We start from the raw sequence: 23,818 nt of genomic DNA, 5'->3' as shown, positions 1-23,818 counted from the left end.
ATAAGCAAAAGCGGAGGTAACCATGTACAGCGACAAAATGAAGATTTTCTCGGGTTCGTCCAACCCGAAACTGGCGGAGCGCATATGCGAAGAGCTTAAAGTGCCGCTCGGCAAAATCAAGCTTTCCCGATTCAAGAGCGGGGAAATTTACTGTCTCTACGAAGAAAGCATTCGGAACTGCGACGTCTTTCTGGTGCAAACGTTCTCTCATCCGATCAACGAGAATTTCATGGAGCTTCTCGTCATGATGGATGCTGCCAAGCGGGCTTCGGCGAGAACGATCAATCTTGTCGTTCCTTACTATGGTTATTCCCGCCAAGAGCGCAAAGCCGCGCCTCGGGAACCGATCTCGGCCAAGCTGGTGGCGGACCTGCTGACGACAGCGGGCGCGGACCGTGTCATCACGATCGATCTGCATGCCCCGGCGATTCAAGGCTTCTTCAACATCCCTGTGGACCATTTGACAGCGCTGGACTTGGTTAGCGATTACATTAAAAAGCTTAATATTCAAAACCCGATCATCGTTTCCCCGGACGCGGGACGCGCGACGACAGCCGAGAAGATGGCGAACATTCTCGATGCGCCGTTTGCGATGATGATCAAGAAAAGACCGGCTCACAACGAAGCGGTCATTACGCATGTTATCGGGGACGTAGCAGGTCGTACGCCGATCATCATAGAGGATTTGATCGATACCGGCTCGACCATCGTCAACGTTGTGGAAGGTCTGAAGGAGCGCGGCGCTCACGACGCTTTCGTCTGTGCGACGCACCCGGTATTCTCCGGCCCGGCCTTGCAGCGACTGGATCATCCGAACATTAAGGAAGTCGTCATTACGGACTCCATCGCTATTCCGGACAACCATCCTGAAAGATTCCGGGTGCTCTCCGTTGCCAATCTGCTTTCGGACGCGATCAACATCATCATGTCCGGCGGCTCGCTCAGCTCGCTGTTCAAATACGGCGGCGTATAATAATTATTACCACACGACTCCGGCTGTCGAAACCTTACGGTTTTGGGCCGGATTGTGTTATACTTAGGAATCATTATTACTCCGGCGATGTAGAAATGAAGCTCTGAAATGCACAGGCGGGTTTCTCATGTAATTCCGGACGGGTCACGGAGGTGCCTGAATTATGGAGAAGAAAAAACGTGTGCTGCCGAAACCCAGCACCAATGTCATACCGATGAAAATGGACGCCACGTTCTTTTTCGAAAAAGCCGTTCAGTCCTTGGACCGTTATCATTATGATAAGGCATTGAAATATTTTCGTCGTGCGGCCGAGTACGAGCCGGAAAATCCGGTCAATCACTGCAATTTGGCCGGGCTGCTGTCCGAGATGGGAAATTACGAGGAATCCAACCGCATTTTGCAGCACGTACTGGACCGGATCGATCCGACGATGACGGAATGCTACTTCTATATGGCGAACAATTACGCTAACATGGAAAATTACGAATCGGCGGAAAAAGCGATCATTCATTACCTTGAGAACGATCCGACGGGGCAGTTTCTGGATGAGTCCGAGGAAATGATGGAGCTGCTCAGCTTTGAGCTGGATCGCCCCACGAAGCTGTCAACGATCAAGAGCCGGGAAGGCTTGTTCGATCACGACCGGGCACGCTCGATGCTGGAGGAAGGAAAGTTCTCCGAAGCGGTTCGTCTCTTGGAAAATATCATAACCAAGCATACCGATTTTATGGCTGCGCGCAACAACTTGGCCTTGGCCTATTACTATATGGGGCATTTTGACAAGTCGGTTGACATGATCCGGCAGGTGCTGGAGATGGAGCCCGGCAATTTGCATGCGCTCTGCAACCTGGCGATCTTTTACCAGCATTTCGGCGACCGGGAGAGCTTGGCTGAATTGCTTGAAGTGCTGCGCAAAACGTACCCGTTCCATCAGGACCACGTATTTAAGCTGGCCACGACGATGGGGATCTTAAGCGAGCATGAGAAAGCGTTCCGTCTGTTCAAGCGGCTATTGAAAACGGGCGAAGCGGGTCTCGACCCTTGCTTGTTCCATTACACCGCCGTAGCCGCTTATAATACGAGGCGGTTCGAGGAAGCTCAGCGCCAGTGGAAACAGGCGGAGAAGTTCGATCCGGGCTCGGAAATCCCGAAATTCTATCTGAATTTGCTAGATAGGCACCGGGAGGAAACGAAAAAGCCTTCGGTCAGCTATCACTACCATCTGCCGTTCGAGGAGCAATTTCGCGGGCTGGAGCGTGCCGAGGGCGGGCTGCCGGAGCACATGAAGCGTGATCCGCTTGTCCGGTCGTCGTTCTTCTGGGCGCTGCGTCACGGAGACGGGGATACGAAGCTGCAGGTGATTCAAGCGTTCGGGCTCATTGCGGACGACGAAGTGAAGGACGCGCTCACGGAATTTATTATGCTGCCGGACGAGGACGATTACTTGAAGCAGGTGGCGATCTTCGTGCTGCGCAGCATCGGGTTGAAGGAGCCGTTGACGGCCGTGCTGAACGGTAAGCGGACGACGGTCGAGCCGTCGCCGTTCTCTCCGGGGCTCCCCGTGTGGGAGAGCAAGTGGCAGGCCATCATGGAAACGGCGCTGCGGCATATGGCCCGGCGTTACGATATGGTGCAGCAGTACGATTTGCAGACGCTTTGGGTAGAATATTTATCGCGGGTGTTTCCGAACGTGCCCAAGATAACCAAGATCGAAGGCTGGGCGGCTGCGCTTGAATATTTGACGGCGAAGATGCACCGGCGTCCGATCAGTTATCACGAGGCGGCGGAGCGCTACGGGGTATCGGTGGCGACGGTAAGCAAGAATGCGAAGCTGATCGACGATGCTTGCGGTTTAAAAGAGAAAATGGACGCCATTTTCAAAAAATTGACCGGCATGGAGTCTCAATCTTAATATAGAGAACAGAAGATGCGATAGGAGGAACCTCTATGTACAAATCGATCGTAATCGGAACCGGCCCGGCGGGACTCACGGCTGCCATTTATTTGGCCCGCGCCAACCTGAACCCGCTCGTCATCGAAGGACCGGAGCCAGGCGGACAATTGACGACGACTACCGAAGTCGAGAACTTCCCAGGGTTCCCCGAAGGAATCATGGGTCCGGAGCTCATGGACAACATGCGGAAGCAAGCGGAGCGTTTCGGCGCTGAGTTCAAAACCGGCTGGGTGAACAAGGTCGATCTGTCCAAGCGCCCGTTCAAGCTGAATGTGGAAGGTCTCGGCGATATCGAAGCCGAATCGCTCATCATCTCGACCGGCGCTTCGGCGAAGCTGCTCGGCATTACGAACGAGAAGGAAAGCATCGGCCGCGGCGTCAGCACCTGCGCAACGTGTGACGGCTTCTTCTTCCGTGGCAAGAAGATCATTGTCGTGGGCGGCGGCGACTCGGCGATGGAGGAAGCGAACTTCCTGACCCGTTTTGCGACGGAAGTACGGCTGGTGCACCGCAGAGACGAGCTGCGCGCCTCCAAAATCATGCAGGACCGCGCGCGCCAAAACGAGAAAATTACATGGAGCCTGAACCGCACGCCGCTGGAAGTCGTTTCCGGTGAAAAGGGTGTGACCGGCTTGAAGGTGAAAAACAACGAGACCGGCGAAGAGGAAATTATTGAAACCGACGGGATCTTTGTGGCGATCGGCCATAAGCCGAACACGGACTTCCTCGGCGGGCAAATCGTTACGGACGAAGTCGGGTACATTCTGGTCAAGCCGGGTACGTCCCTGACCAATGTAGAAGGCGTCTTTGCCTGCGGCGACGTGCAGGACAGCAAATACCGCCAGGCGATTACGGCGGCCGGCAGCGGCTGTATGGCGGCGCTTGACTGTGAGAAGTTCCTGGAAGGACATATGGTGCACGACTGGAGCAAGTCCCTGTAACAACGCCATTTAGGCGTGGAACCCCGCGTTCTGCGCCTTTTTCATGCTTAAAAAAATTACCTTCCGCCATAAGCTTCTCGGGGGCGCTCTTCCGTGATTAAGCGGTCGGAAAGCGGTCATTGACACTTTCTCGACACACTCTCGGAGGAGTCCCCGGCTTCCCCTTGGCTAATCTTGACCTTCTAGGGAGGTTGGCTTATAGTTGGAACAGGAGCTTATAGATAACGGATAGGGTACGAGGTGATTCGACAGGTATGGGAGAACGTGTTTATGTAGGAGTCGATTTGGGAGGAACCGCGATTAAAGTCGGATTGTGCGATGCGCAGGGCAAGCTGCTGCAAACGTACGAAGGTCCGACCGGTACCGAACATGGCGCAGAGGTAGTGCTGGAAAATATCGCGCAGTATGTGCGTAAGCTGGTTGACGAATCCCCATATGAATGGGAGCAAGTCGCCGGCATCGGTGCGGGAATCGCCGGGTTCATGGATATTCCCGAAGGCTTCATCAAGCTGTCGCCCAACCTGGGCTGGCGCAACGTGCCGGTTAAGAAGATTTTGGAAGAGAAGCTTGGCAAAACGGTTAAAATCGACAACGACGCAAACGTCGCTGCGCTCGGGGAAGCATGGAGCGGTGCAGGCGCGGGCATTCCGAATGTCGTCTGCTATACGCTCGGCACCGGTGTAGGCGGCGGGGTTATTATCCACGGCCGCATCTATCAGGGTTACAACGGCATGGCCGGCGAGCTCGGCCACATGGTTGTTGTGCCGGACCTCGAAGCCATCGAATGCGGCTGCGGCAAGAAAGGCTGTCTGGAGACCGTATCGTCGGCGACAGGTATTATCCGCATGGCTAAAGAAGCCGTGGAGCGGGGCGAGCATACATCGCTGGCGCTTGTCGAGAACATTATGGCGAAAGACGTGTTTGACGCGGCCAAAACGGGCGACGAAACGGCGCTGCGGATCATTAATCGCGCCGCGCTGTATCTCGGCAAATCGATGGCGGCGATTTCCGTCGTTCTGAACCCGCAGCGCTTTATCGTAGGCGGCGGCGTATCCAAGGCAGGCGACATCCTGTTCGATGCCATCCGCAAGTACTATAACGAGCATGCCCAGGAAACAGCCAAAGAAGGCGTGGACATCGTCCCTGCCGTTCTCGGCAACGATGCCGGCGTCGTCGGCGCAGCGGGCCTCAACCTGCACAGCTAGCGGCAGGCAACCGACCTGCACGGCTCATCAAGCCTGCGCATCGGTCTGGAAACCGTTGGAGCCCAGAAACCCGGGCTCAATTTTCACGTATAAACAACCGGCGCAACAAATTGCAAAGCGCCAACAGATAGATATATAGCGAGGAATCCCGTGGGCGAAAGCGGCGGTGAAGAGCCCGTAGAGTTTACGTGGTCCCTTTTAAATCGCGTTCCCGCCTTAGTGAGTAATTGATAGGAACGCGATTTAAACAGGACCCGAAGGGCCTTCACCGACGCGCAGCCATACACCGGATCTCCGAGCGTCCTCAGGAGGAGCAGCCATGGAAGATATGCAAACTCTCGGAAAGCTGGTCATCATTACGGGCATGTCCGGAGCCGGCAAGACGATTGCGGTGCAGAGCTTGGAAGACTTGGGCTTTTTTTGCGTGGATAACCTTCCTCCGGTGTTGATTCCCAAATTTGCCGAGCTAATCGAGCAGTCTAAAGGCCGGATCGGCAAAGTTGCGCTGGTCATCGACCTGCGGGGGAGAGAGTTTTTCACTTCGCTGTCCGAATCGCTGCGCTACTTGAGCGAGAACTATACGCTGACGCACGAGATTTTGTTCCTCGACGCGATGGATTCGACGCTGGTGCAGCGGTATAAAGAAAGCCGGCGCAAGCACCCGCTTGCTCCGACAGGAGCCCCGCTGGAAGGGATTCAGCAGGAGCGCAAGCTGCTGGAGGAGCTCAAGGGCCACGCTACGCAGGTGATCGATACATCCAGCCTGAAGCCGGCGCAGCTGAAGGAAAAAATCATATCCCGGTTCACCAACCTCGAAAACAGCGGCATTTCGATCAACGTCATCTCGTTCGGTTTCAAGTACGGCATCCCGATCGACGCCGATCTTATTTTTGACGTCCGCTTTTTGCCGAATCCGCATTATGTGGACAATCTGCGCCCCAACACCGGGCAAGACCCGGATGTGTACGAATATGTCATGAAGTGGACCGAAACGCAGGAGTTTCTTGCGAAGCTGCTCGACATGCTCCACTTTCTCGTTCCCCAGTACAAGAAAGAAGGCAAGAGCCAGATTGTCATCGGCATCGGCTGTACGGGCGGCAAGCACCGTTCGGTGGCAATTGCCGAATATCTCGGCAAAATGATGGGCAACAGCGAAACGGAAGTCGTTCGGGTCAGCCACCGCGATTCCGAACGCGACCGGGTTGAGGTGAAGAAATGACGTTTGACCGGGAGAGGGAAACGTACATTCCGCGTATCGTCGTCATTGGCGGGGGGACCGGGCTGTCGGTCATGCTCCGGGGGCTAAAGCATAAGCCCGTGGACATTACGGCGGTTGTCACCGTAGCCGATGATGGGGGAAGCTCGGGCATCTTGCGGTCGGAGCTGGAAATGATTCCGCCGGGCGACATCCGCAACGTCTTGTCTGCGCTGGCGGACGTAGAGCCGCTGCTCGGTCAGTTGCTCGATTACCGTTTTGATAAAGGCAACGGATTGGCAGGTCACAGTTTGGGTAACCTAATGTTGGCAGCCATGTGCGACATTACCGGCGATTTCGTCACCGGCGTGCGCGAGCTAAGCCGGGTGCTGGCCGTGCGCGGGCGCGTTCTTCCGGCTTCCGATCACTCGATCGTACTGCGGGCGTTGATGGAGGACGGCTCGGTTGTCGAGGGCGAGTCCAATATCCCGAAGGCAAGAGGCGTTATCCGCGAACTGTCCATCGAGCCGAAGGACGTTCGGGCACTCCCGGAGGCGCTGGAGGCGCTGCGAGAGGCGGACGCGATTCTGGTCGGTCCGGGAAGCTTGTATACGAGCATTTTGCCTAATCTGCTGGTGCCGGAAATCGCGAAAACGATCATCGAGTCGAATGCGCTCAAAATTTTTATTTGCAACGTGATGACGCAGCCGGGCGAAACCGACGATTACAAGGTCAGCGACCATCTCAAAGCGGTGCGAGACCATGTCGGCAGCGAGCTGTTCGACTACGTGATCGTGAATAACGGGAACATCCCGGAGCAGGTGCAGAGCAAGTATGCCGAGCAGGGGGCCAAGATCGTTCCGCTTGATTTGGACGAAGTGACGAAGCAGGGCTATAAGGTCATTGCCGATCAGCTCGTTCTGTTCCGGACCTATCTGCGTCATGACGCCGAGAAGCTGAGTCAACATATTTATCAACTGGTGGAGAGCTGGATGTTCAAGAAGAGGTGATTCCCATGTCCTTCGCCGCCCAGACGAAAAAAGAACTGACCATGATGGAGTCGGAACGCTGCTGTGAGAAAGCCGAGCTGTCCGCTCTCATCCGCATGAACGGGGCTGTGCAGTTGACCAGCCAGAAGATCGTCCTCGATATCTCGACGGAAAACGCCGCGATTGCAAGACGCATTTATTCGCTGCTTAAAAAATCGTTCAAGGTGCATACCGAGCTGCTCGTCCGCAAAAAAATGCGGCTCAAAAAAAACAACGTGTATATCGTGCGCGTGCCGAATCAAGTGCAGGACCTGCTGTCGGAGCTGCATATCGTCTCCGAAGGATTTTTGTTCACCCCGGGCATCGAGCCGGAGATCATTAAACGCGACTGCTGCAAGCGAGCTTATTTGCGCGGGGCGTTCCTTGCGGGCGGCTCCGTGAACAATCCGGAGGGGTCGTCGTACCACTTGGAGATTTATTCGATGTACGAGGAGCACTGTCAGGCTCTGGTTCGGCTGGCCAACGAGTTCGATCTGAATGCCAGATGCATCGAGCGGAAAAAGGGCTTCGTCCTTTACATGAAAGAAGGCGAGAGAATCATCGAGTTTCTTAGCTTGATCGGTGCTCACCAAGCGCTTCTCCGGTTCGAGGACGTCCGGATTATGAAGGATATGCGCAATTCCGTGAACCGCTTGGTCAACTGCGAAACCGCCAACCTGAACAAGACGATCGGCGCTGCCGTCCGGCAGATCGATAACATCCGGCTGCTGCAGAAGGAAGTGGGGCTCGATAACCTGCCCGACAAGCTTCGGGAGGTGGCGGAGATCCGGCTCAAGCATCCGGATATGAACCTCAAAGAGGTCGGCGATCTGCTAAAAGGTAAAGTCAGCAAATCCGGGGTGAACCACCGGCTGCGCAAGATCGATGAATTGGCTGAAAAACTGCGGAAATCGTGAGTAGAATCGGCCAATTATAGATTTTTTGTGTAAATTTGCAATAATTCTAGTGCAAACTGCCGAAAAATGATATAATGTTTGAAAAATCGCTTTTTTTTAATCAGTTTCGGGTAGACTGTCTTCCAGATTGCGCTTCAATCCCGAAATCGTTAGTAAACCGTTTGTTTATGTCCCGCAGGACGATGTATTCGTTTACGCTAAGGGCGTTATGCCCTTCCTTATTTTTAGGAATTCAAAGATTGTAGGGGGTATTGGTTGCATGTCGAGACGCCCAGTAGTCGTCAAGTTGAAAACAGGCCTTCACGCCAGACCGGCAGCGCTTTTCGTGCAGGAAGCGAATAAGTTTTCTTCGGAGATTTTTGTGGAGAAGGACGAGAAGAAGGTTAACGCCAAAAGTATTATGGGCATTATGAGTTTGGCTATCAGCACAGGAACCGAAGTTCACATAAGTGCAGAAGGTTCGGACGCCGAACAGGCTGTAAACGCTTTAGTCACATTGGTCAGCAAGGAAGAGCTGGAAAACCAATAAACCGCCACAGGGCTTCCGATCCGGAAGCTTTTTTCTTTGTGGCGTTCCTTATTTTGTCACATATGATACCTAGAAATAAAGCGCAACCTTTTTTGGGCTGATGCGTCTAATTTGACGTGTCATTGAACCGGAAAAGGTTTTTTTCTGTATCGGGCACCACTAGAAGCGCAGAAAGAGGAGTAGAGGGAATGAAGCCGTTGAAGAAAGAATGGGTCGTTCTGCTGGTTATGGCCATGCTGTTGTCATTTGGCATTGCGCCGCTGGCATCCGCCGCAGAGAAAGAAGCGCCGGTGTCGCCTGCCCCAGGGAAAGGAACGCCGCCGTCGTCCGACCCGGGGAAACAGACGCCGCTCACGTCCGCCCCAGAGAAAGAAGCGCCGATGTCGTCCGGAACGACCTATGTGCTACTGTATATCGATAAGCCCGATGCCTTCTTGAATGGCAAGCAGGTGAAGCTGGATGCGCCTGCGACGATACTGAAGGACAAGACGTTCGTGCCTGCCAAGTTTTTGGGCGATGCGTTCGGGATGAAGGTCGAATGGAACGATAAGACGCGCCAAATCGAAATGGTGACGCCAAGCCACAACATTATGATCGACATCGATAACAAGTCGGTGTGGATCAACGGCTACTGGATGAAGTTCGACGACGTAGCTGCCATCGTAAACGGCCGCTTGATGATTAAGCTGACATGGCTGGCCGATTACATGGGAGCAAAGTATACGTACAACAATGAGCTGCGCCGCGTGGAAGTGCTGCATGTGAAGACGCCGACGGGGATTTACGATCCGAATCGGGGCAACTCGAATCCGGTAGCGAAATTTACGTTTGCCAAGCCGAGCTACAAGATCGGAGAGCCGGTCAAGTACGTGGATCTCAGCTATGACCCGGATGCGGAAGGCATCCAGCGGTATGAGTGGACTGGGAAGCAGGAAGCCTTTTTCACTCCGGGGACGTATCCGATCACGCTGACCGTAACGGATATTCACGGCAATAAGAGCGAGACGTATACCCGGAATCTGGTCATCACCAACGAAACTTATCTGAGTGCGATCGAATATCCGATCTTCATGAAGCCGGTCGGATCGTTTATCAAGACCGACTGGAGCATGCTCTGGGGAGCGTTCTGGGAGCTGCCGCAGCTGCCGAAGACGGTAAGCGAAGATCGTTCGCGCAAGCTGCTCGTCAGCGATAGCCCGGAGACGTTCACGGAGCTGGGCGTTTTGTACCAGGATGAAGTGGAAGGCAAAGGGCGTCTGTATGCCGATCACGTCAACGGGACGAAGGAAAAGGTCAGCCTGGCGATTCTCGCCAAAAACATGACAGACAAGCCGATTACGATCAAAACGACGAACAAAGGCGAAGTATGGCCTTCAGTGTATGCCAATTTGATCGGCAGCGAAGCGACGGTCGATTTTCTGATGAACGACCAGATCAACGATACGATGACGATTCCGGCTCACCAAACGTTTATTTACAAGCAAATGCCGGACTTCTATCCGGATCAGGGCGTTAACTTGTTCTACGATGTCGAGACGGACGGAAAAGTACAATTCTCGTTCGTGGTGGACCGCGAAATTTCCCAAAATTCGCAGACTCTGCCGCTGCTTGAGTTCAACGGGCACGTGAGAGGTTCTTTCCCGGTGTCCGAGATGACTTGGAAGATCGATGCAACTTCCTTCACGCAGCCATCCCGACTCGTGATTGGAGACGGGATTACTGATCCGTTCCAGCCGGGATACGATCCGATGCGCAAGATGGAAGTGAAGAACGACGGCAACTACGGTGTCATTTATAAGATTCATGCCGACAAGCCTCGGAAGATGGCCGTCATGATTTTGCCGAAAGGCGGCGTGTACAAAGGACCGTTCAAAATTAACGGCGACATCCGTCTGGCTCCAGAATCCGGTGTGATGACCGCATTCGACGGCATGCAGATTTTGGCCAAGACGACGGGCAAAGAAGATTCGCTCGATATCGAGTTCAGTCCGCCGGCAGGCTCGGCGCTGCCGATCGATTTGATCTTCTATCCGCTCGACGATCGCGCTGAATAAGATATAAAGCAAGGCCTTGCTCTACCGCCGCCAATGCGGTTGTGGAGCAAGGCCTTTTTTCTAAGTAAAAAAGCCCGACCATTCACACGGTGGCATCCAAAGATGCGCCGTGGAACGGCCGGGCTTTTCGTGCTGACCCGATCAGGTTATACGCGCTCGATAACTTTGTCGATCAAGCCGTAGTTTTTCGCGTCCTCTGCGGACATGAAGTTGTCGCGATCGGTGTCTTTTTCGATGCGCTCGAACGATTGACCCGTACGCTCGGCGAGAATCGTGTTCAGCTTGTCGCGCATTTTCAGGATGCGCTTCGCGCGGATCTCGATATCGCTGGCTTGGCCTTCGGCCCCGCCGAGCGGCTGGTGAATCATAACCTCGCTGTTCGGCAGCGCGAAGCGTTTGCCTTTCGCACCAGCGGCGAGCAGGAAGGCGCCCATCGATGCCGCCATGCCGACGCAGATCGTGGACACGTCCGGCTTGATGAACTGCATCGTGTCATAGATCGCCATCCCCGACGTAATGGAGCCGCCAGGGCTATTGATATACACGCTGATGTCTTTATCCGGATCGGTTGCGGCCAGGAACAGCATTTGTGCGATAATCGAATTGGCTACAACATCGTTGATCGGACTTCCGAGAAAAATAATCCGGTCCTTGAGCAGACGCGAATAGATGTCATAAGCGCGTTCTCCTCTTGCATCCGGTTCGACTACCATTGGAATAAAACTCATCGGCTGCAGCCTCCTTATATTCAAACTATAACCATCATAAACGAAAAACAAACAAAGGTCAAGAAAGGTCAAACCAAAGAAATAAAAAAACCAGTTTTGAGAAAACTGATTAGTGTGTAAATGGCGCGCCCGCAAGGAATCGAACCTTGATCTCAGGCTCCGGAGGCCTACGTCATATCCATTGGACCACGGGCGCATATTCAATTTGGTGTGCTGTGTCTCGTAAGTGACAGCAAAATTTATTATAAGCCATAAGCCCAAGAAAAGCAACCTTTTGGCGATAAAAAATTTTTCCTTACTTTAAATGCTGCAGAATAGCGGCTTCGGACGGCTAACGGAATGTCGAACGGTGACGAAGACACTTGATGTGAGGGGAAGAATGGGTTATAATGGGGACACTAAGTGAAACAACTTAGTACTTTTTTTAGAGTATGTGGGACTTAAAATGCATCACCGGGACGAAAAACGTCCAACAAAGCTTCAATCTTAAGCGGGTGTGAATCCATGAGAGAAATCCTCGACATTCAAAAGCAGCTTTTGCCCGATCTGGTCGACACCATGAAAAAGCGATATACGATTTTGCATCACATCATGGTATCCGGCTTGGTGGGCCGTCGGACGCTGGCGCTGTCGGTGGGTGCGACGGAGCGGGTGCTCCGCGCGGAAGTGGATTTTCTGAAGGAGCAGGGCTTGATCGAAGTCGAAGCTTCCGGTATGCGGATCAGCGGAGCGGGCAGGGAACTGCTGGAGCGGCTTGAACCGCTAGTCAAAGACTTGTTCGGTCTGGCGGAGCTGGAAGAACGCATACGTTCGCACTTCGGCTTGAAGCAGGTGATCATCGTCCCCGGCGATTCGGACGTTTCTCCGCATACGAAGAAAGAGCTTGGCCGTGCCGGCGCCTCCGTCCTTCGGAAGCTGGTCGGCGAGGACGAGACCATTGCCGTAACCGGTGGCTCCACGATGGCTGAAGTAGCCTACCATCTGACGCCGGCGACTCCGATGAAGGGCTGCTGGTTCGTACCGGCCCGCGGCGGACTCGGAGAAAGCGTCGAGCTTCAGGCGAACACGATCGCCTCGACGATGGCGAAGAAAGCGGGCGGCCGCTACCGGCTGCTGCACGTGCCGGACCATCTCGGAGAGGAAGCATATCAATCGCTGATGCAGGACAGCCACATCGCGGAGATCATCGCCTTCATCCGCGGCGCGCGGATTGTCGTTCACGGCATCGGAGAAGCTATGGTAATGGCCAGACGGCGCAAGGTGGACCCGGAGACGACCGAAAGTCTGCGGCGCGACGGCGCGCTTGCGGAAGCGTTCGGGTACTATTTTGACCGGGACGGAAACATTTTGCACAAAATGCCGACCATCGGGCTCCGCATCGAAGACATTCACAGCATGGACCATGTGATCGGAATTGCCGGAGGCAAAAGCAAGGGCGAGTCGATCGCTTCGGTATTGAAGCACGGTCACGAGGACGTGCTGGTCACCGACGAGGCGGCTGCCTGGGAAGTTGTTAATCGTTTGCTATCTTGACGGGCTCTGCCTGTCTTGACATATCGCTGCCGCGGTTGTAATTCTACGAAACCTTGCCGGGAGCAGCGGACACCAAATCATTTCTAGGAGGCTTTCAACATGGTAAAAGTTGGTATTAACGGTTTTGGACGTATCGGTCGTAACGTATTCCGCGCAGCACTTGGCAATCCTGAGGTGGAGATCGTCGCTATCAACGACTTGACGGACGTAAAAACGTTGGCTCACCTGCTTAAGTACGACACGACTCACGGCCGTCTGAACGCTACGGTGGAAGCTACCGAAGGCGCGCTCATCGTGAACGGCAAAACGATTAAAGTGTTCGCCGAGCGCAATCCGGAAAACCTGCCTTGGGCTGCAAACGGCGTTGAAATCGTCGTTGAATCCACAGGGATCTTTACCGCAAAAGAGAAAGCCGAGCTTCACCTGAAAGGCGGAGCGAAGAAAGTTATCATCTCTGCACCTGCAACGAACGAAGATATCACGGTCGTTATGGGCGTTAACGAAGATAAATACGATCCGGCTCAACATACGATCATCTCCAACGCATCCTGCACCACGAACTGCTTGGCTCCTTTCGCCAAAGTGATTAACGACAAATTCGGTATCGTTAAAGGCATGATGACGACGGTTCACTCCTACACGAACGACCAGCAAGTGCTCGACCTGCCGCATAAAGACCTGCGCCGCGCTCGTGCAGCTGCTGAAAACATCATTCCTTCGACGACGGGCGCAGCAAAAGCCGTTTCCCTCGTACTGCCGGAGCTGAAAGGCAAGCTGAACGGTATGGCAATGCGCGTTCCTACGCCGAACGTTTCGGTTACGGACCTCGTTGTTGAGCTGAGCAAAAACGTAACGGTTGACGAAGTCAACAGCGCTCTGAAAGAAGCCGCTAACGGCCCGCTGAAAGGCATCTTGAACTACTCCGAAGAGCCGCTCGTATCCAGCGACTACAACGGCGACCCGGCTTCCTCCACGATCGACGCGCTGTCCACGATGGTTGTCGGCGACAACATGGTGAAAGTGGTATCCTGGTACGACAACGAGTGGGGCTACTCGAACCGTGTCGTTGATCTGGTAAGCTTTATCGCGAAAAAAGGTCTGTAATGGTAAAATTGTGGTGATGTTCTGAAGCATTTGAAAAAGATCTCGCTGTGACGGGGCAAATGGGATGTACCTCCGGGCTCTGTTGAACTCTCGTTTCTTGATTAAAAGGGTAGTTGAGGAAACGAGAGTTCACAGGAGCCGCGCTAACGCTCTACGGCACATCCCATCTGCTGCCGCGCGAGATATTTTTCTTAGCCTGAGGAACCGTCCCCACAATTTTTTGTGTGTGGGTAGGAAGAGACAAAACCGCTGGGAGGCATGGAAGATGAATAAGAAAAGCGTTCGTGACGTAGAAGTTAGCGGTAAGCGCGTATTTGTCCGGGTCGATTTCAACGTGCCGCTGGAGAACGGAAAAATTACCGACGATACGCGGATTCGCGAAACTCTTCCGACGATCAAGTACTTAATGGATCGCGGAGCGAAAGTCATTCTGGCCAGCCATTTGGGCCGTCCGAAGGGACAAGTCGTCGAAGAGATGCGGCTGACTCCGGCTGCGGCACGCTTGTCTGAGCTGCTCGGCAAGCCGGTTGCGAAGGCGGACGAAGCGATTGGTGACGCAGTTAAGGAACAAATTTCCAAGCTGAACGACGGCGACGTGCTGCTGCTTGAGAACGTGCGCTTTTACGCGGGCGAAGAGAAGAACGATCCGGAGCTGGCGAAAGCTTTTGCCGAGCTGGCGGATCTGTACGTGAACGACGCGTTCGGCGCCGCGCACCGGGCTCATGCTTCCACGGAAGGCATCGCGCATCATCTGCCGGCTGTATCCGGATTGCTGATGGAAAAAGAACTCGACGTTCTCGGTAAAGCGCTCAACAACCCGGATCGTCCGTTCACCGCGATTGTCGGCGGAGCGAAGGTGAAAGACAAAATCGCCGTTATCGAGAAGCTGATCGAGATCGCGGACAACATCATCATCGGCGGCGGGCTGTCCTACACCTTCTTCAAAGCGAAAGGCCATGAGATCGGCAAATCCCTCGTGGATAACGACCGTCTGGAGCTTGTGCAGGAATTCGAGCGCAAAGCGAAGGAAAAAGGCGTGAACTTCCTGCTGCCCGTTGACGTTGTCGTCGGCGACGATTTCAGTGCTTCGGCAAATACGAAAATCGTAGATGTCGACCAAATTCCGGCGGATTGGGAAGGCTTCGACATTGGACCGAAAACCCGCGAGCTGTTTGCCAAAACAATTGCGGAATCCAAACTGGTCGTATGGAACGGGCCGATGGGCGTATTCGAATTGAAGCCGTTCGAAGACGGAACGAAAGCGGTAGCGGAAGCTTGCGCAGCGACGGCTGGCTATACAGTCATCGGCGGCGGCGACTCGGCGGCGGCTGTGGAGAAATTCCATCTTGGCGACAAAATGGATCACATCTCCACCGGCGGCGGAGCTTCTCTTGAATTTATGGAAGGCAAGGCGCTTCCAGGCGTCGTGGCTTTGAACGATAAATAGGAGGCGGGGCATATGCGCAAACCGATCATTGCAGGCAACTGGAAAATGTTCAAAACGGTAGGAGAATCGCTGGCCTTCATCAGCGAGGTGAAGGGCAAAGCGGAAGCAGCGGGCGTCGAGAGCGTCATTTGCGCGCCGTTTACGAACCTTCCTGCCTTGGTAGAAGCGGTGAAGGGCACGACGCTGAAGGTCGGCGCTCAAAACCTGCATTTTGAAGACAACGGCGCGTTTACGGGCGAAATCAGCGGCGTGATGCTGAAAGATCTCGGCGTAGAGTATGTGATCATCGGGCACTCCGAGCGCCGGGCTTATTTTGCGGAAACCGACGAAACGGTGAACAAAAAAGTGCACGCGGCGTTCAAGCACGGCTTGACTCCGATCGTATGCGTCGGCGAGAAGCTGGAAGAGCGTGAAGCGGGCCAAACGAAAAACGTGTGCAAAGTGCAGACCGAAGCGGCGTTTGCCGGCTTGAGCGCGGAGCAGGCGGCGCAAGTCGTCATCGCTTACGAGCCGATCTGGGCGATCGGAACGGGCAAATCGTCGACTGCGGCGGACGCTCAGGACGTGATCGGATACATCCGCGAGCTGGTCGCTGGCTTGTATGGAGCCGAGACGGCAGCGGCGGTACGGATTCAATACGGCGGCAGCGTGAAGCCGAACAATATCGCCGAGTATATGCAGCAGCCGGACATTGACGGCGCACTGGTAGGGGGCGCGAGTCTGGAGCCGGCATCCTACATCGATTTGATCAAGGGGGCCGAGTAACATGGCCAGACCGAAACCGGTAGCATTGATCATTTTGGACGGCTTCGGCCTTCGCGGCGAGACGCAGGGCAATGCGGTAGCGCAGGCGAACAAGCCGAATTACGACCGGTATTGGAACCAGTTTCCCCATACGACGCTGACCGCTTGCGGTGAGGCTGTCGGGCTGCCGGAAGGGCAAATGGGCAACTCGGAAGTGGGTCATCTCAACATCGGTGCCGGACGGATCGTGTATCAGGATTTGACGCGGATTTCCAAGTCGATTCGCGAAGGCGAGTTTTTCGAGAACGAAACGATTCTCGGCGCCATACGTCATGCCCGTGAGAACGGCAAGAAGCTTCATCTGTACGGTCTGCTGTCTGACGGCGGCGTACATAGCCATATCGCACACCTGTTCGCATTGCTGGAAGTGTGCAAGAAGGAAGACTTCCATGAAGTCTACATTCACGCGTTCCTGGACGGCCGCGATGTGGCGCCGGACAGCGCCGTGAAGTACATGGAGCAGCTGCAAAACAAAATTGCGGAGCTCGGCGTAGGCCACATTGCCACGGTGCAAGGACGGTACTATGCGATGGACCGCGACAAGCGCTGGGAGCGTACGGAGAAGTCGTATCGCGCGATGGTATACGGGGAAGGACCAACCTTCGAGGATCCGATGAACGCCATCAAGGAATCGTACGTTCGTTCCGTATTCGACGAATTCGTCATGCCGACGGTCATCGTGAAGAAGGACGGTACCCCTGTCGGTCTGGTCGAATCCGGCGATTCGGTCGTGTTCTTCAACTTCCGTCCGGACCGGGCCATCCAGCTGTCGCAGGTGTTCACGAACAGCGACTTCCAAGGCTTCGAACGCGGAGACAAGTGCCCGAAAGATTTGTACTATGTGTGCCTCACGCTGTTCAGCGAAACCGTGGGCGGCTACGTTGCGTATAAACCGAAGAATCTCGATAACACGCTCGGCGAGGTGCTGGTGCAGAACAACCTGAAGCAGCTCCGCATCGCTGAGACGGAAAAGTACCCGCACGTCACATTCTTCTTCAGCGGCGGTCGCGACGTCGAGCTTCCGGGCGAAACGCGTATTCTCATCAACTCCCCGAAGGTAGCGACATATGACCTGAAGCCGGAGATGAGCGCTTACGAGGTAGCGGAAGCGGCGGTGAAGGAGATCGAGGCCGAACGTCAGGACGTCATCATCCTGAACTTCGCCAACCCCGACATGGTCGGACACTCCGGTTTGCTGGAGCCGACGATCAAAGCGATTGAAGCGACGGACGAGTGCCTCGGCAAAGTCGTCGACGCCATTCTGGCGAAAGGCGGGGTCGCGCTGATTACGGCCGACCACGGCAACGCCGATATTGTGACGAATCCGGACGGTTCGCGCAATACCGCACATACGACGAATCCGGTCCCTTTTATTCTTACCGATAGTCATGTTACACTAAGAAACGATGGCATTTTGGCGGATATCGCCCCGACGATGCTCGAGTTTCTGGGTGTGACGCAGCCGGCGGAAATGACCGGGAAATCGATCGTTGCAACACGCGGTTGACCCTTGTGCAAACGGAATAAAAAACGAGAAGGAGTGTTCTAGCAATGACTGTAATCTCCAATGTATACGCACGTGAAGTGCTCGACTCCCGCGGTAACCCGACGGTAGAAGTGGAAGTATATCTGGAATCCGGAGCGCGCGGCCGCGCTATCGTTCCATCCGGCGCATCGACAGGCGCTTACGAAGCCGTAGAGCTTCGCGACGGCGACAAAGGCCGTTACCTCGGCAAAGGCGTACTGAAAGCTGTTGAGAACGTGAACGACCTAATCGCACCGGAAATCATCGGCATGAACGCCCTCGATCAAGTTGGCATCGACAAGCGCATGATCGAGCTGGACGGCACGCCGAACAAAGCGAAGCTTGGCGCGAACGCGATTCTTGCTGTATCTATGGCCGTAGCTCGCGCAGCGGCTGAAGCGCTGGACATTCCGTTGTACGTATACCTCGGCGGATTCAACGCCAAGACGCTTCCGGTTCCGATGATGAACATCATCAACGGCGGCGCACACGCGGACAACAACGTGGACGTGCAGGAGTTTATGGTATTGCCGGTAGGCGCTCCGACCTTCAAAGAAGCGCTGCGTACAGGCGCGGAAATTTTCCACAGCTTGAAAAACGTATTGAAAGAGCAAGGCCTGAACACGGCTGTTGGCGACGAGGGCGGTTTTGCTCCGAACCTGAGCTCCAACGAAGCGGCGATTCAAACGATCATCACGGCAATCGAACGCGCAGGCTACAAGCCGGGCGTCGACGTATTCCTGGGCATGGACGTAGCTTCCACCGAGTTCTTCAAAGACGGCAAATACCATCTTGAAGGCGAAGGCAAGTCGTTCACTTCCGCTGAGTTCGTAGACTTCCTCGCTTCCTGGGTAGACAAATATCCGATCATCACGATCGAAGACGGCTGCTCCGAAGACGATTGGGAAGGTTGGAAGCTGCTCACCGAGAAGCTTGGCGGCAAAGTACAGCTCGTTGGCGACGATTTGTTCGTAACGAACACGAACCGCCTGTCCCAAGGTATCGAGCAAAATATCGGCAACTCCATCCTCGTTAAAGTGAACCAAATCGGTTCCTTGACCGAGACGTTCGACGCAATCGAAATGGCAAAACGCGCGGGCTACACGGCGGTAATTTCCCACCGTTCCGGCGAGAGTGAAGACAGCACGATCGCAGACATCGCGGTAGCTACAAACGCAGGCCAAATCAAAACTGGTGCGCCTTCCCGTACCGACCGCGTAGCGAAGTACAACCAATTGCTCCGCATCGAGGACCAACTGGCAAGCGTTGCTCAATACGCAGGCAAATCCGCATTTTACAACCTGAAAAACTTCAAATAAGTTTGCAGTTGTAAAGTACAGGACTTAATAATAAAATAGGTTTGAATGCTCTCGACAACCGGAGTTGGAGATCCGTGTGTCTGCCGGAGAGTTTACGTGGTGCCTTTGAAAACGGGTTGTTACCGACAGGTAAGTTAATGAGAACCCGTTTTCAACAGCACCCGCAGGCAGACAGCAAGGAATCGGAAACGGCAAAGGTTGTCGATTTTGCACTTCAAACGCTGACACTCACCCGGAGGGGATCACATGAGTAATTTGATAAAGACCGTATTTTTTCTGATTTTATCGGCCTTTCTTACGCATCTGATTCCCTTCAGTGATTTTTTCCGCAATCTCGATACGATGATTCACGAGTTCGGCCATGCCATCGTGACGTTGGCGCTCTCCGGCAAAGTGATGTACATCGAGCTGTTCGCCAACCACAGCGGCGTGACGTATTCGCAGGTAACGAACCGGTGGAGTCTCCTTCCCATTGCGCTGGCAGGATATACGACGGCTTCGTTGTTCGCGCTATTCATGTTCCGGATGCGGGCTAGTGACAAGCATCGGCTCGGACTGCAGGTGATGACGGCGATTGCCATCGTGGCGCTTATCCTGTTCGTGCGCAACGAGTTCGGAATCTTCTGGCTGCTCGGCTTCATTATCTTGAATACGATCATGCTGGCGTTTATGCCGCGCTGGCTCAGCGATCTGTATTACCTGCTTCTTGCCTTCCTCACGCTGGAAGAGTCGGTTTTCGGACCGTTCTCCTTGATCCTGTATGCTTGGAACGATCCGGCGAAGGCGGGCGATGCGACGAACCTCAGTCTGGTGACTCCGATCCCGGCGATCGGGTGGGCCGTGCTGTTGACGCTGTTTTCCTTATGGTGCGCGGTGCGGGCGCTGAAGTTATTTCTCGGCGGACGCAAATCATCACGATCCTCTCGTCCGGCGCACCGGCAGCAGTTCGAAGAGTAAAGATTTTGTAAAATACGCCTGGACGATCCAACAGGATTTGTCAGTGCGTATTTTTTGTGGTATACTTAGCATGCTGTCTATTTTCGGACAAGTCCGTTTATTTTTGCAGGAGGTGGAATCATGGAATTAGCATTGAAGATCATCCTGGTCATCGCTTCGCTTGGCTTGATTGCGGCCGTTTTGCTGCAGCCGGGAAAAAGCGCAGGTTTGTCCGGTGCCATCTCCGGAGGGGCGGAGCATCTGTTCGGAAAGAAGAAGGCGCGGGGGCTGGAGTTGTTTTTGTCCCGTTTGACTATGGGTCTCGCCGTTGTATTCTTCGTCTTATCTTTGATTGTGGCGTACTTTGTAAAAGGCGCGTAAACATAAAAAGGCGACAGCAGGGGAATATTACTCCTGCTGTTTTTTTGTAGCTTTTCACATGGATAGAGCTCGCTCCAGGAAGGAAGGAATATCCGGAAGGGTGCGAGACGGAGGCGGGGCGCTTGAAACGAGTATACAAGACAACGGAGCCTTTTCGGCTGGAAGGTACCGGTAAGCAGGCTTCGACGCAGCTGCTGCTCATTCACGGCTTTACGGGTTCTCCGTCGGAGCTTCGGCGGCTTGGCTATTATTTGAACGATCTGGGCTATACTGTTAATGCGGTCCTACTGCCGGGGCATGGAACGACCCCGGAGGATATGATCCGAACCGGCCTGCATGATTGGTCCGGTCATGTACTGCGCAGCTATGATGCGATGGCTGCCAGTCGGGCTCGCGAGGGCAAAATTGTGGCGATCGGCCATTCCATGGGAGGGCTATTGGCTTTGGAGCTGGCGATGAAGCGAAAGCTTGACGGCGTGGTTTCGCTAGCGGCACCGATGTTTTTGTCCAGCCGGAAAACTTCGTTGGCCCTGCTGCTGCAGTATTTTATCAAATACATCGAACGTAGGCCGTCGGCGGCTGCGCAGCTGGTGGAGGAAGCCTGTACATATGACAAGACGCCGGTCCGGTGCGTAGTCGATCTTCGGAAGCTGATGAAGCTCGTAAAAGCGGACTTGGGCCAAGTGTCGGCGCCGTTATTTGTAGGGCAGGGAGAGAAAGACGGGATGGTCCTTCCGAAAAGCGCAGAGTACATTTACCGGCATGTCTCCTCGCTTGTCCGTCAAATCGAGTATTACCCCCATTCCTCTCATGGCTTGCTGCTTGACGACTGGCGGGAACGGGTATACGAAGATATATCCCGTTTTTTGGCGAGGCTTGACCAGGTCGGGACATGGAAACAGGCGGTCGTGGAAAATCAGACATAGGTTATAGAAAGAAAAGGCAGGTGAGAACATTGATAACGCGTGAAGCTTTGCTAGATTTTATGAAAGAGACGGCATATAAGCCGATGACGTATCATGAGCTGGAGCAGCACTTTGTGTTGGAGAGCGCGCAGGAATTCAAGGAATTCCTTAAGCTGCTCAATGAGCTCGAGAATGAAGGACTTATTCTACGTACACGCAACGAGCGGTACGGGGTGCCGGAGCGGATGAATCTGCTGCGCGGCAAGCTGCAGGCGCATGCCAAAGGCTTCGGCTTCCTCATCCCCGACGACCGGGATCATCCGGACGTATACATCCATGCCAACGACATGGGAACGGCGATGAACGGGGATATCGTGCTCGTTCGGATCACGTCCAAGAGTCCGTCCGGCGGCCGGATGGAGGGCGAAGTCGTACGGGTGGTCAGCCGGGGCAATACGCAAATCGTCGGTCTGTTCCAGTCCCACGAGGAGTATGCGTTTGTCATTCCGGACGATAAGCGGGTAGTGCGGGATATTTTTATTCCGAAGGAATCGTTCGGCGGTGCCATGGATGGCCATAAGGTCGTCGTAAAAATCGTATCGTACCCGGAAGGACGAGCAGCGGCGCAAGGCGAAGTGGTGGAGATTCTGGGTCATAAAAACGATCCGGGCGTGGATATTCTCTCCATTATCCGCAAGCACCAGCTGCCCGAAGCGTTCCCGGACGAGGTGATGGAAGAAGCGTCGGCTGTGCCGGATACGATCTCGGAAGAGGATCTGAAGGGCCGCCGCGATTTGCGCGGGAAGCGTATCGTTACCATTGACGGAGAAGATGCTAAAGACTTGGACGATGCCGTCAACGTGGAGCGGCTGCCAAACGGCAACTATGTGCTTGGCGTGCACATCGCTGATGTCAGCTATTATGTGCGCGAGGGCTCGCCGCTCGACAACGAAGCGTACAACCGCGGATGCAGCGTGTATTTGGTGGACCGGGTCATTCCGATGCTGCCGCATCGGCTGTCCAACGGGATCTGCTCGCTGAATCCGCAGGTGGATCGGTTTACGATGTCCTGTGAGATGGAGTTCGACGCGGATGCGAACGTGGTGCGCCATGATATTTTTACAAGTGTGATCAAGACAAGCGAACGGATGACGTATACGAACGTCCGCAAGCTGCTGAGCGAGGAAGCACCGGAGCCGGAGCTGCTGGAGAAATACGCGTATCTGATGGACGACTTTCGTTTAATGGAAGAGCTGGCGATGAAGCTGCGGTCCAAACGGATGCGCCGCGGTGCGATCGATTTTGACTTTCAGGAATCGAAAATTTTGGTCGATGCGGAAGGCAAGCCGACAGATATCGTGAAGCGGGACCGGACGATCGCCGAGATGATCATCGAGGAGTTCATGCTTGCGGCGAACGAGACGGTGGCGGAGCATTTTCATTGGCTCAAGGTGCCGTTCCTGTACCGGATTCACGAGGATCCGGATGCGGAGAAGCTGCAGCATTTTATGGAGTTCATTACGAACTTCGGCTATGTTGTCCGGGGCAAAGGCAATTCGGTGCATCCGCGGGCGCTGCAGACGCTGCTGGAAGAAATTAAGGGTACGAAGGAAGAGACGGTCATCAGCACGGTGATGCTGCGCTCGATGAAGCAGGCGAAGTACGATTCGCAGAGCTTGGGCCACTATGGTCTGGCCGCGGAATATTACTCGCACTTCACGTCGCCGATCCGGCGCTACCCGGACCTCATCATACACCGCGTTATTCGCGAGGTGCTGGAGAGCGGCACGCTCAGCGAAGCGCGGCACGAATACTTGGCTTCGCGGATGGACGATATTGCGAAGCAATCGTCCGAGCGGGAGCGGGTGGCCGTCGATGCGGAGCGGGAGACGGAGGCGCTGAAGAAGTCCGAATTCATGCTCGACAAAGTCGGCGAAGAATTCGACGGCATCATCAGCAGCGTCACAAGCTTCGGGATGTTCGTGGAGCTGGAAAATACCGTGGAAGGGCTCATCCGTCTATCCGATCTGACGGACGATTATTACCACTTCCACGACGCTCAGCACGCGCTCATCGGCGAGCGCACGTCCAAAATTTATCGCCTCGGCGATGAAGTGAAGGTGCGCGTCTCGCGGGTGAACATGGAAGAGCATACCATCGATTTCGAGATGGTCGATATGAAGCCGCGGCCGCAGAAAATGAACCTGGTCGACGCGCTGAACGCTGTGCGCAAGACCAAGCGCGACGGCCGTCCCGGCCGGGCAGGCAAAGCCGCCGCAGGCGGAGCACGCGCTGGACGCACCGAGCGCGCCGGGAAGCGTGGAGCAGGCGGCAGCGGCA

The 23,818-nt window shown here is 54.6% G+C and carries 20 protein-coding genes and 1 tRNA gene; 19 read left to right on the top strand and 2 right to left on the bottom strand.

All coding sequences use genetic code 11. The features are described from left to right. The first annotated feature begins 22 nt into the window (after positions 1 to 22). The 9 genes from PEL01S_RS29670 to PEL01S_RS29630 all read left to right on the top strand — a co-directional run bounded on the left by PEL01S_RS29670 (position 23) and on the right by PEL01S_RS29630 (position 10,796). Positions 23 to 973 (top strand): ribose-phosphate diphosphokinase, encoded by a 951-nt coding sequence (locus PEL01S_RS29670; protein WP_063179049.1) that lies wholly within the window; start codon positions 23 to 25, stop codon positions 971 to 973. Between the two features lie 163 nt (positions 974 to 1,136). Continuing rightward, complete coding sequence (locus PEL01S_RS29665) at positions 1,137 to 2,885, top strand: tetratricopeptide repeat protein (protein WP_127462799.1); 1,749 nt, start codon at positions 1,137 to 1,139, stop codon at positions 2,883 to 2,885. A gap of 35 nt (positions 2,886 to 2,920) precedes the next feature. Further along, positions 2,921 to 3,868 carry a thioredoxin-disulfide reductase gene (gene trxB, locus PEL01S_RS29660; protein ID WP_108530374.1) on the top strand — a complete coding sequence of 316 codons (948 nt, stop codon included), beginning with the start codon at positions 2,921 to 2,923 and terminating at the stop codon, positions 3,866 to 3,868. A gap of 254 nt (positions 3,869 to 4,122) precedes the next feature. Then, positions 4,123 to 5,073, top strand: a complete 951-nt coding sequence (locus tag PEL01S_RS29655) for an ROK family glucokinase (protein ID WP_063179054.1) — start codon at positions 4,123 to 4,125, stop codon at positions 5,071 to 5,073. A gap of 319 nt (positions 5,074 to 5,392) precedes the next feature. Beyond that, on the top strand, positions 5,393 to 6,292 hold the full coding sequence (gene rapZ / locus PEL01S_RS29650; protein ID WP_010500408.1) for an RNase adapter RapZ: 900 nt from the start codon (positions 5,393 to 5,395) through the stop codon (positions 6,290 to 6,292). Continuing rightward, on the top strand, positions 6,289 to 7,278 hold the full coding sequence (gene mgfK, locus PEL01S_RS29645; RefSeq protein WP_063179058.1) for a gluconeogenesis morphogenetic factor MgfK: 990 nt from the start codon (positions 6,289 to 6,291) through the stop codon (positions 7,276 to 7,278). Before rapZ ends, mgfK begins: the two co-directional genes overlap by 4 nt. A gap of 5 nt (positions 7,279 to 7,283) precedes the next feature. Next, a complete protein-coding gene (gene whiA, locus PEL01S_RS29640) occupies positions 7,284 to 8,213 on the top strand; it encodes a DNA-binding protein WhiA (RefSeq protein ID WP_063179060.1) in 930 nt (309 codons plus the stop codon). A gap of 259 nt (positions 8,214 to 8,472) precedes the next feature. Then, the gene (locus PEL01S_RS29635) at positions 8,473 to 8,742 is read left to right on the top strand and encodes an HPr family phosphocarrier protein (RefSeq protein ID WP_010500412.1); all 270 of its coding nucleotides are present in this window, start codon (positions 8,473 to 8,475) and stop codon (positions 8,740 to 8,742) included. A 188-nt stretch (positions 8,743 to 8,930) separates the two neighbouring features. Continuing rightward, positions 8,931 to 10,796, top strand: coding sequence for a stalk domain-containing protein (locus PEL01S_RS29630; RefSeq protein ID WP_127462798.1), 1,866 nt, complete (start codon positions 8,931 to 8,933; stop codon positions 10,794 to 10,796). Positions 10,797 to 10,942: 146 nt separating this feature from the next. On the opposite strand, the gene clpP is transcribed toward PEL01S_RS29630, so the two are convergent. Both clpP and PEL01S_RS29620 read right to left on the bottom strand, forming a co-directional pair. Continuing rightward, positions 10,943 to 11,524, bottom strand: coding sequence for an ATP-dependent Clp endopeptidase proteolytic subunit ClpP (clpP, locus tag PEL01S_RS29625; RefSeq protein ID WP_010500415.1), 582 nt, complete (start codon positions 11,522 to 11,524; stop codon positions 10,943 to 10,945). 121 nt (positions 11,525 to 11,645) lie between these two features. Next, a tRNA-Arg gene (locus PEL01S_RS29620) sits at positions 11,646 to 11,720 on the bottom strand. 308 nt (positions 11,721 to 12,028) lie between these two features. On the opposite strand from PEL01S_RS29620, the gene PEL01S_RS29615 reads away from it, so the two are divergent. The 10 genes from PEL01S_RS29615 to rnr all read left to right on the top strand — a co-directional run. Beyond that, entirely contained in the window at positions 12,029 to 13,057 is a 1,029-nt protein-coding gene (locus PEL01S_RS29615) for a sugar-binding transcriptional regulator (RefSeq protein WP_063179064.1), read from the top strand. A gap of 99 nt (positions 13,058 to 13,156) precedes the next feature. Beyond that, positions 13,157 to 14,161 carry a type I glyceraldehyde-3-phosphate dehydrogenase gene (gene gap / locus PEL01S_RS29610; protein WP_010500417.1) on the top strand — a complete coding sequence of 335 codons (1,005 nt, stop codon included), beginning with the start codon at positions 13,157 to 13,159 and terminating at the stop codon, positions 14,159 to 14,161. Positions 14,162 to 14,426: 265 nt separating this feature from the next. Beyond that, positions 14,427 to 15,608 carry a phosphoglycerate kinase gene (locus PEL01S_RS29605; protein ID WP_127462797.1) on the top strand — a complete coding sequence of 394 codons (1,182 nt, stop codon included), beginning with the start codon at positions 14,427 to 14,429 and terminating at the stop codon, positions 15,606 to 15,608. Between the two features lie 12 nt (positions 15,609 to 15,620). Next, a complete protein-coding gene (gene tpiA / locus PEL01S_RS29600; RefSeq protein ID WP_127462796.1) occupies positions 15,621 to 16,373 on the top strand; it encodes a triose-phosphate isomerase in 753 nt (250 codons plus the stop codon). A 1-nt stretch (position 16,374) separates the two neighbouring features. Further along, complete coding sequence (gene gpmI, locus PEL01S_RS29595) at positions 16,375 to 17,919, top strand: 2,3-bisphosphoglycerate-independent phosphoglycerate mutase (RefSeq protein WP_063179068.1); 1,545 nt, start codon at positions 16,375 to 16,377, stop codon at positions 17,917 to 17,919. A 44-nt stretch (positions 17,920 to 17,963) separates the two neighbouring features. Beyond that, positions 17,964 to 19,256, top strand: a complete 1,293-nt coding sequence (gene eno / locus PEL01S_RS29590; RefSeq protein WP_127462795.1) for a phosphopyruvate hydratase — start codon at positions 17,964 to 17,966, stop codon at positions 19,254 to 19,256. A gap of 246 nt (positions 19,257 to 19,502) precedes the next feature. Beyond that, positions 19,503 to 20,213 carry a M50 family metallopeptidase gene (locus PEL01S_RS29585; protein WP_127462794.1) on the top strand — a complete coding sequence of 237 codons (711 nt, stop codon included), beginning with the start codon at positions 19,503 to 19,505 and terminating at the stop codon, positions 20,211 to 20,213. A 120-nt stretch (positions 20,214 to 20,333) separates the two neighbouring features. After that, on the top strand, positions 20,334 to 20,573 hold the full coding sequence (gene secG, locus PEL01S_RS29580) for a preprotein translocase subunit SecG (protein ID WP_025845137.1): 240 nt from the start codon (positions 20,334 to 20,336) through the stop codon (positions 20,571 to 20,573). A gap of 122 nt (positions 20,574 to 20,695) precedes the next feature. Next, positions 20,696 to 21,499 carry an alpha/beta hydrolase gene (locus tag PEL01S_RS29575; RefSeq protein ID WP_127462793.1) on the top strand — a complete coding sequence of 268 codons (804 nt, stop codon included), beginning with the start codon at positions 20,696 to 20,698 and terminating at the stop codon, positions 21,497 to 21,499. Between the two features lie 29 nt (positions 21,500 to 21,528). Then, the coding region (gene rnr / locus PEL01S_RS29570; RefSeq protein ID WP_174807030.1) for a ribonuclease R at positions 21,529 to 23,818 on the top strand (2,290 nt) is incomplete at its 3' end.

The sequence above is a fragment of the Paenibacillus elgii NBRC 100335 genome (genome assembly GCF_004000865.1).
Lineage (GTDB): Bacteria > Bacillota > Bacilli > Paenibacillales > NBRC-103111 > Paenibacillus_G > Paenibacillus_G elgii.
Note: the sequence above shows the minus strand (reverse complement) of the source record. Positions and strands in the feature narration are given on the sequence as shown.

Excerpts from the sequence above, each read along its gene's own strand:
- PEL01S_RS29670 (WP_063179049.1), top strand. The coding sequence starts at position 23 with ATGTACAGCGACAAAATGAAGATTTTCTCGGGTTCGTCCAACCCGAAA.
- PEL01S_RS29665 (WP_127462799.1), top strand. The coding sequence starts at position 1,137 with ATGGAGAAGAAAAAACGTGTGCTGCCGAAACCCAGCACCAATGTCATA.
- trxB (WP_108530374.1), top strand. The coding sequence starts at position 2,921 with ATGTACAAATCGATCGTAATCGGAACCGGCCCGGCGGGACTCACGGCT.
- PEL01S_RS29655 (WP_063179054.1), top strand. The coding sequence starts at position 4,123 with ATGGGAGAACGTGTTTATGTAGGAGTCGATTTGGGAGGAACCGCGATT.
- rapZ (WP_010500408.1), top strand. The coding sequence starts at position 5,393 with ATGGAAGATATGCAAACTCTCGGAAAGCTGGTCATCATTACGGGCATG.
- mgfK (WP_063179058.1), top strand. The coding sequence starts at position 6,289 with ATGACGTTTGACCGGGAGAGGGAAACGTACATTCCGCGTATCGTCGTC.
- whiA (WP_063179060.1), top strand. The coding sequence starts at position 7,284 with ATGTCCTTCGCCGCCCAGACGAAAAAAGAACTGACCATGATGGAGTCG.
- PEL01S_RS29635 (WP_010500412.1), top strand. The coding sequence starts at position 8,473 with ATGTCGAGACGCCCAGTAGTCGTCAAGTTGAAAACAGGCCTTCACGCC.
- PEL01S_RS29630 (WP_127462798.1), top strand. The coding sequence starts at position 8,931 with ATGAAGCCGTTGAAGAAAGAATGGGTCGTTCTGCTGGTTATGGCCATG.
- clpP (WP_010500415.1), bottom strand. The coding sequence starts at position 11,524 with ATGAGTTTTATTCCAATGGTAGTCGAACCGGATGCAAGAGGAGAACGC.
- PEL01S_RS29615 (WP_063179064.1), top strand. The coding sequence starts at position 12,029 with ATGAGAGAAATCCTCGACATTCAAAAGCAGCTTTTGCCCGATCTGGTC.
- gap (WP_010500417.1), top strand. The coding sequence starts at position 13,157 with ATGGTAAAAGTTGGTATTAACGGTTTTGGACGTATCGGTCGTAACGTA.
- PEL01S_RS29605 (WP_127462797.1), top strand. The coding sequence starts at position 14,427 with ATGAATAAGAAAAGCGTTCGTGACGTAGAAGTTAGCGGTAAGCGCGTA.
- tpiA (WP_127462796.1), top strand. The coding sequence starts at position 15,621 with ATGCGCAAACCGATCATTGCAGGCAACTGGAAAATGTTCAAAACGGTA.
- gpmI (WP_063179068.1), top strand. The coding sequence starts at position 16,375 with ATGGCCAGACCGAAACCGGTAGCATTGATCATTTTGGACGGCTTCGGC.
- eno (WP_127462795.1), top strand. The coding sequence starts at position 17,964 with ATGACTGTAATCTCCAATGTATACGCACGTGAAGTGCTCGACTCCCGC.
- PEL01S_RS29585 (WP_127462794.1), top strand. The coding sequence starts at position 19,503 with ATGAGTAATTTGATAAAGACCGTATTTTTTCTGATTTTATCGGCCTTT.
- secG (WP_025845137.1), top strand. The coding sequence starts at position 20,334 with ATGGAATTAGCATTGAAGATCATCCTGGTCATCGCTTCGCTTGGCTTG.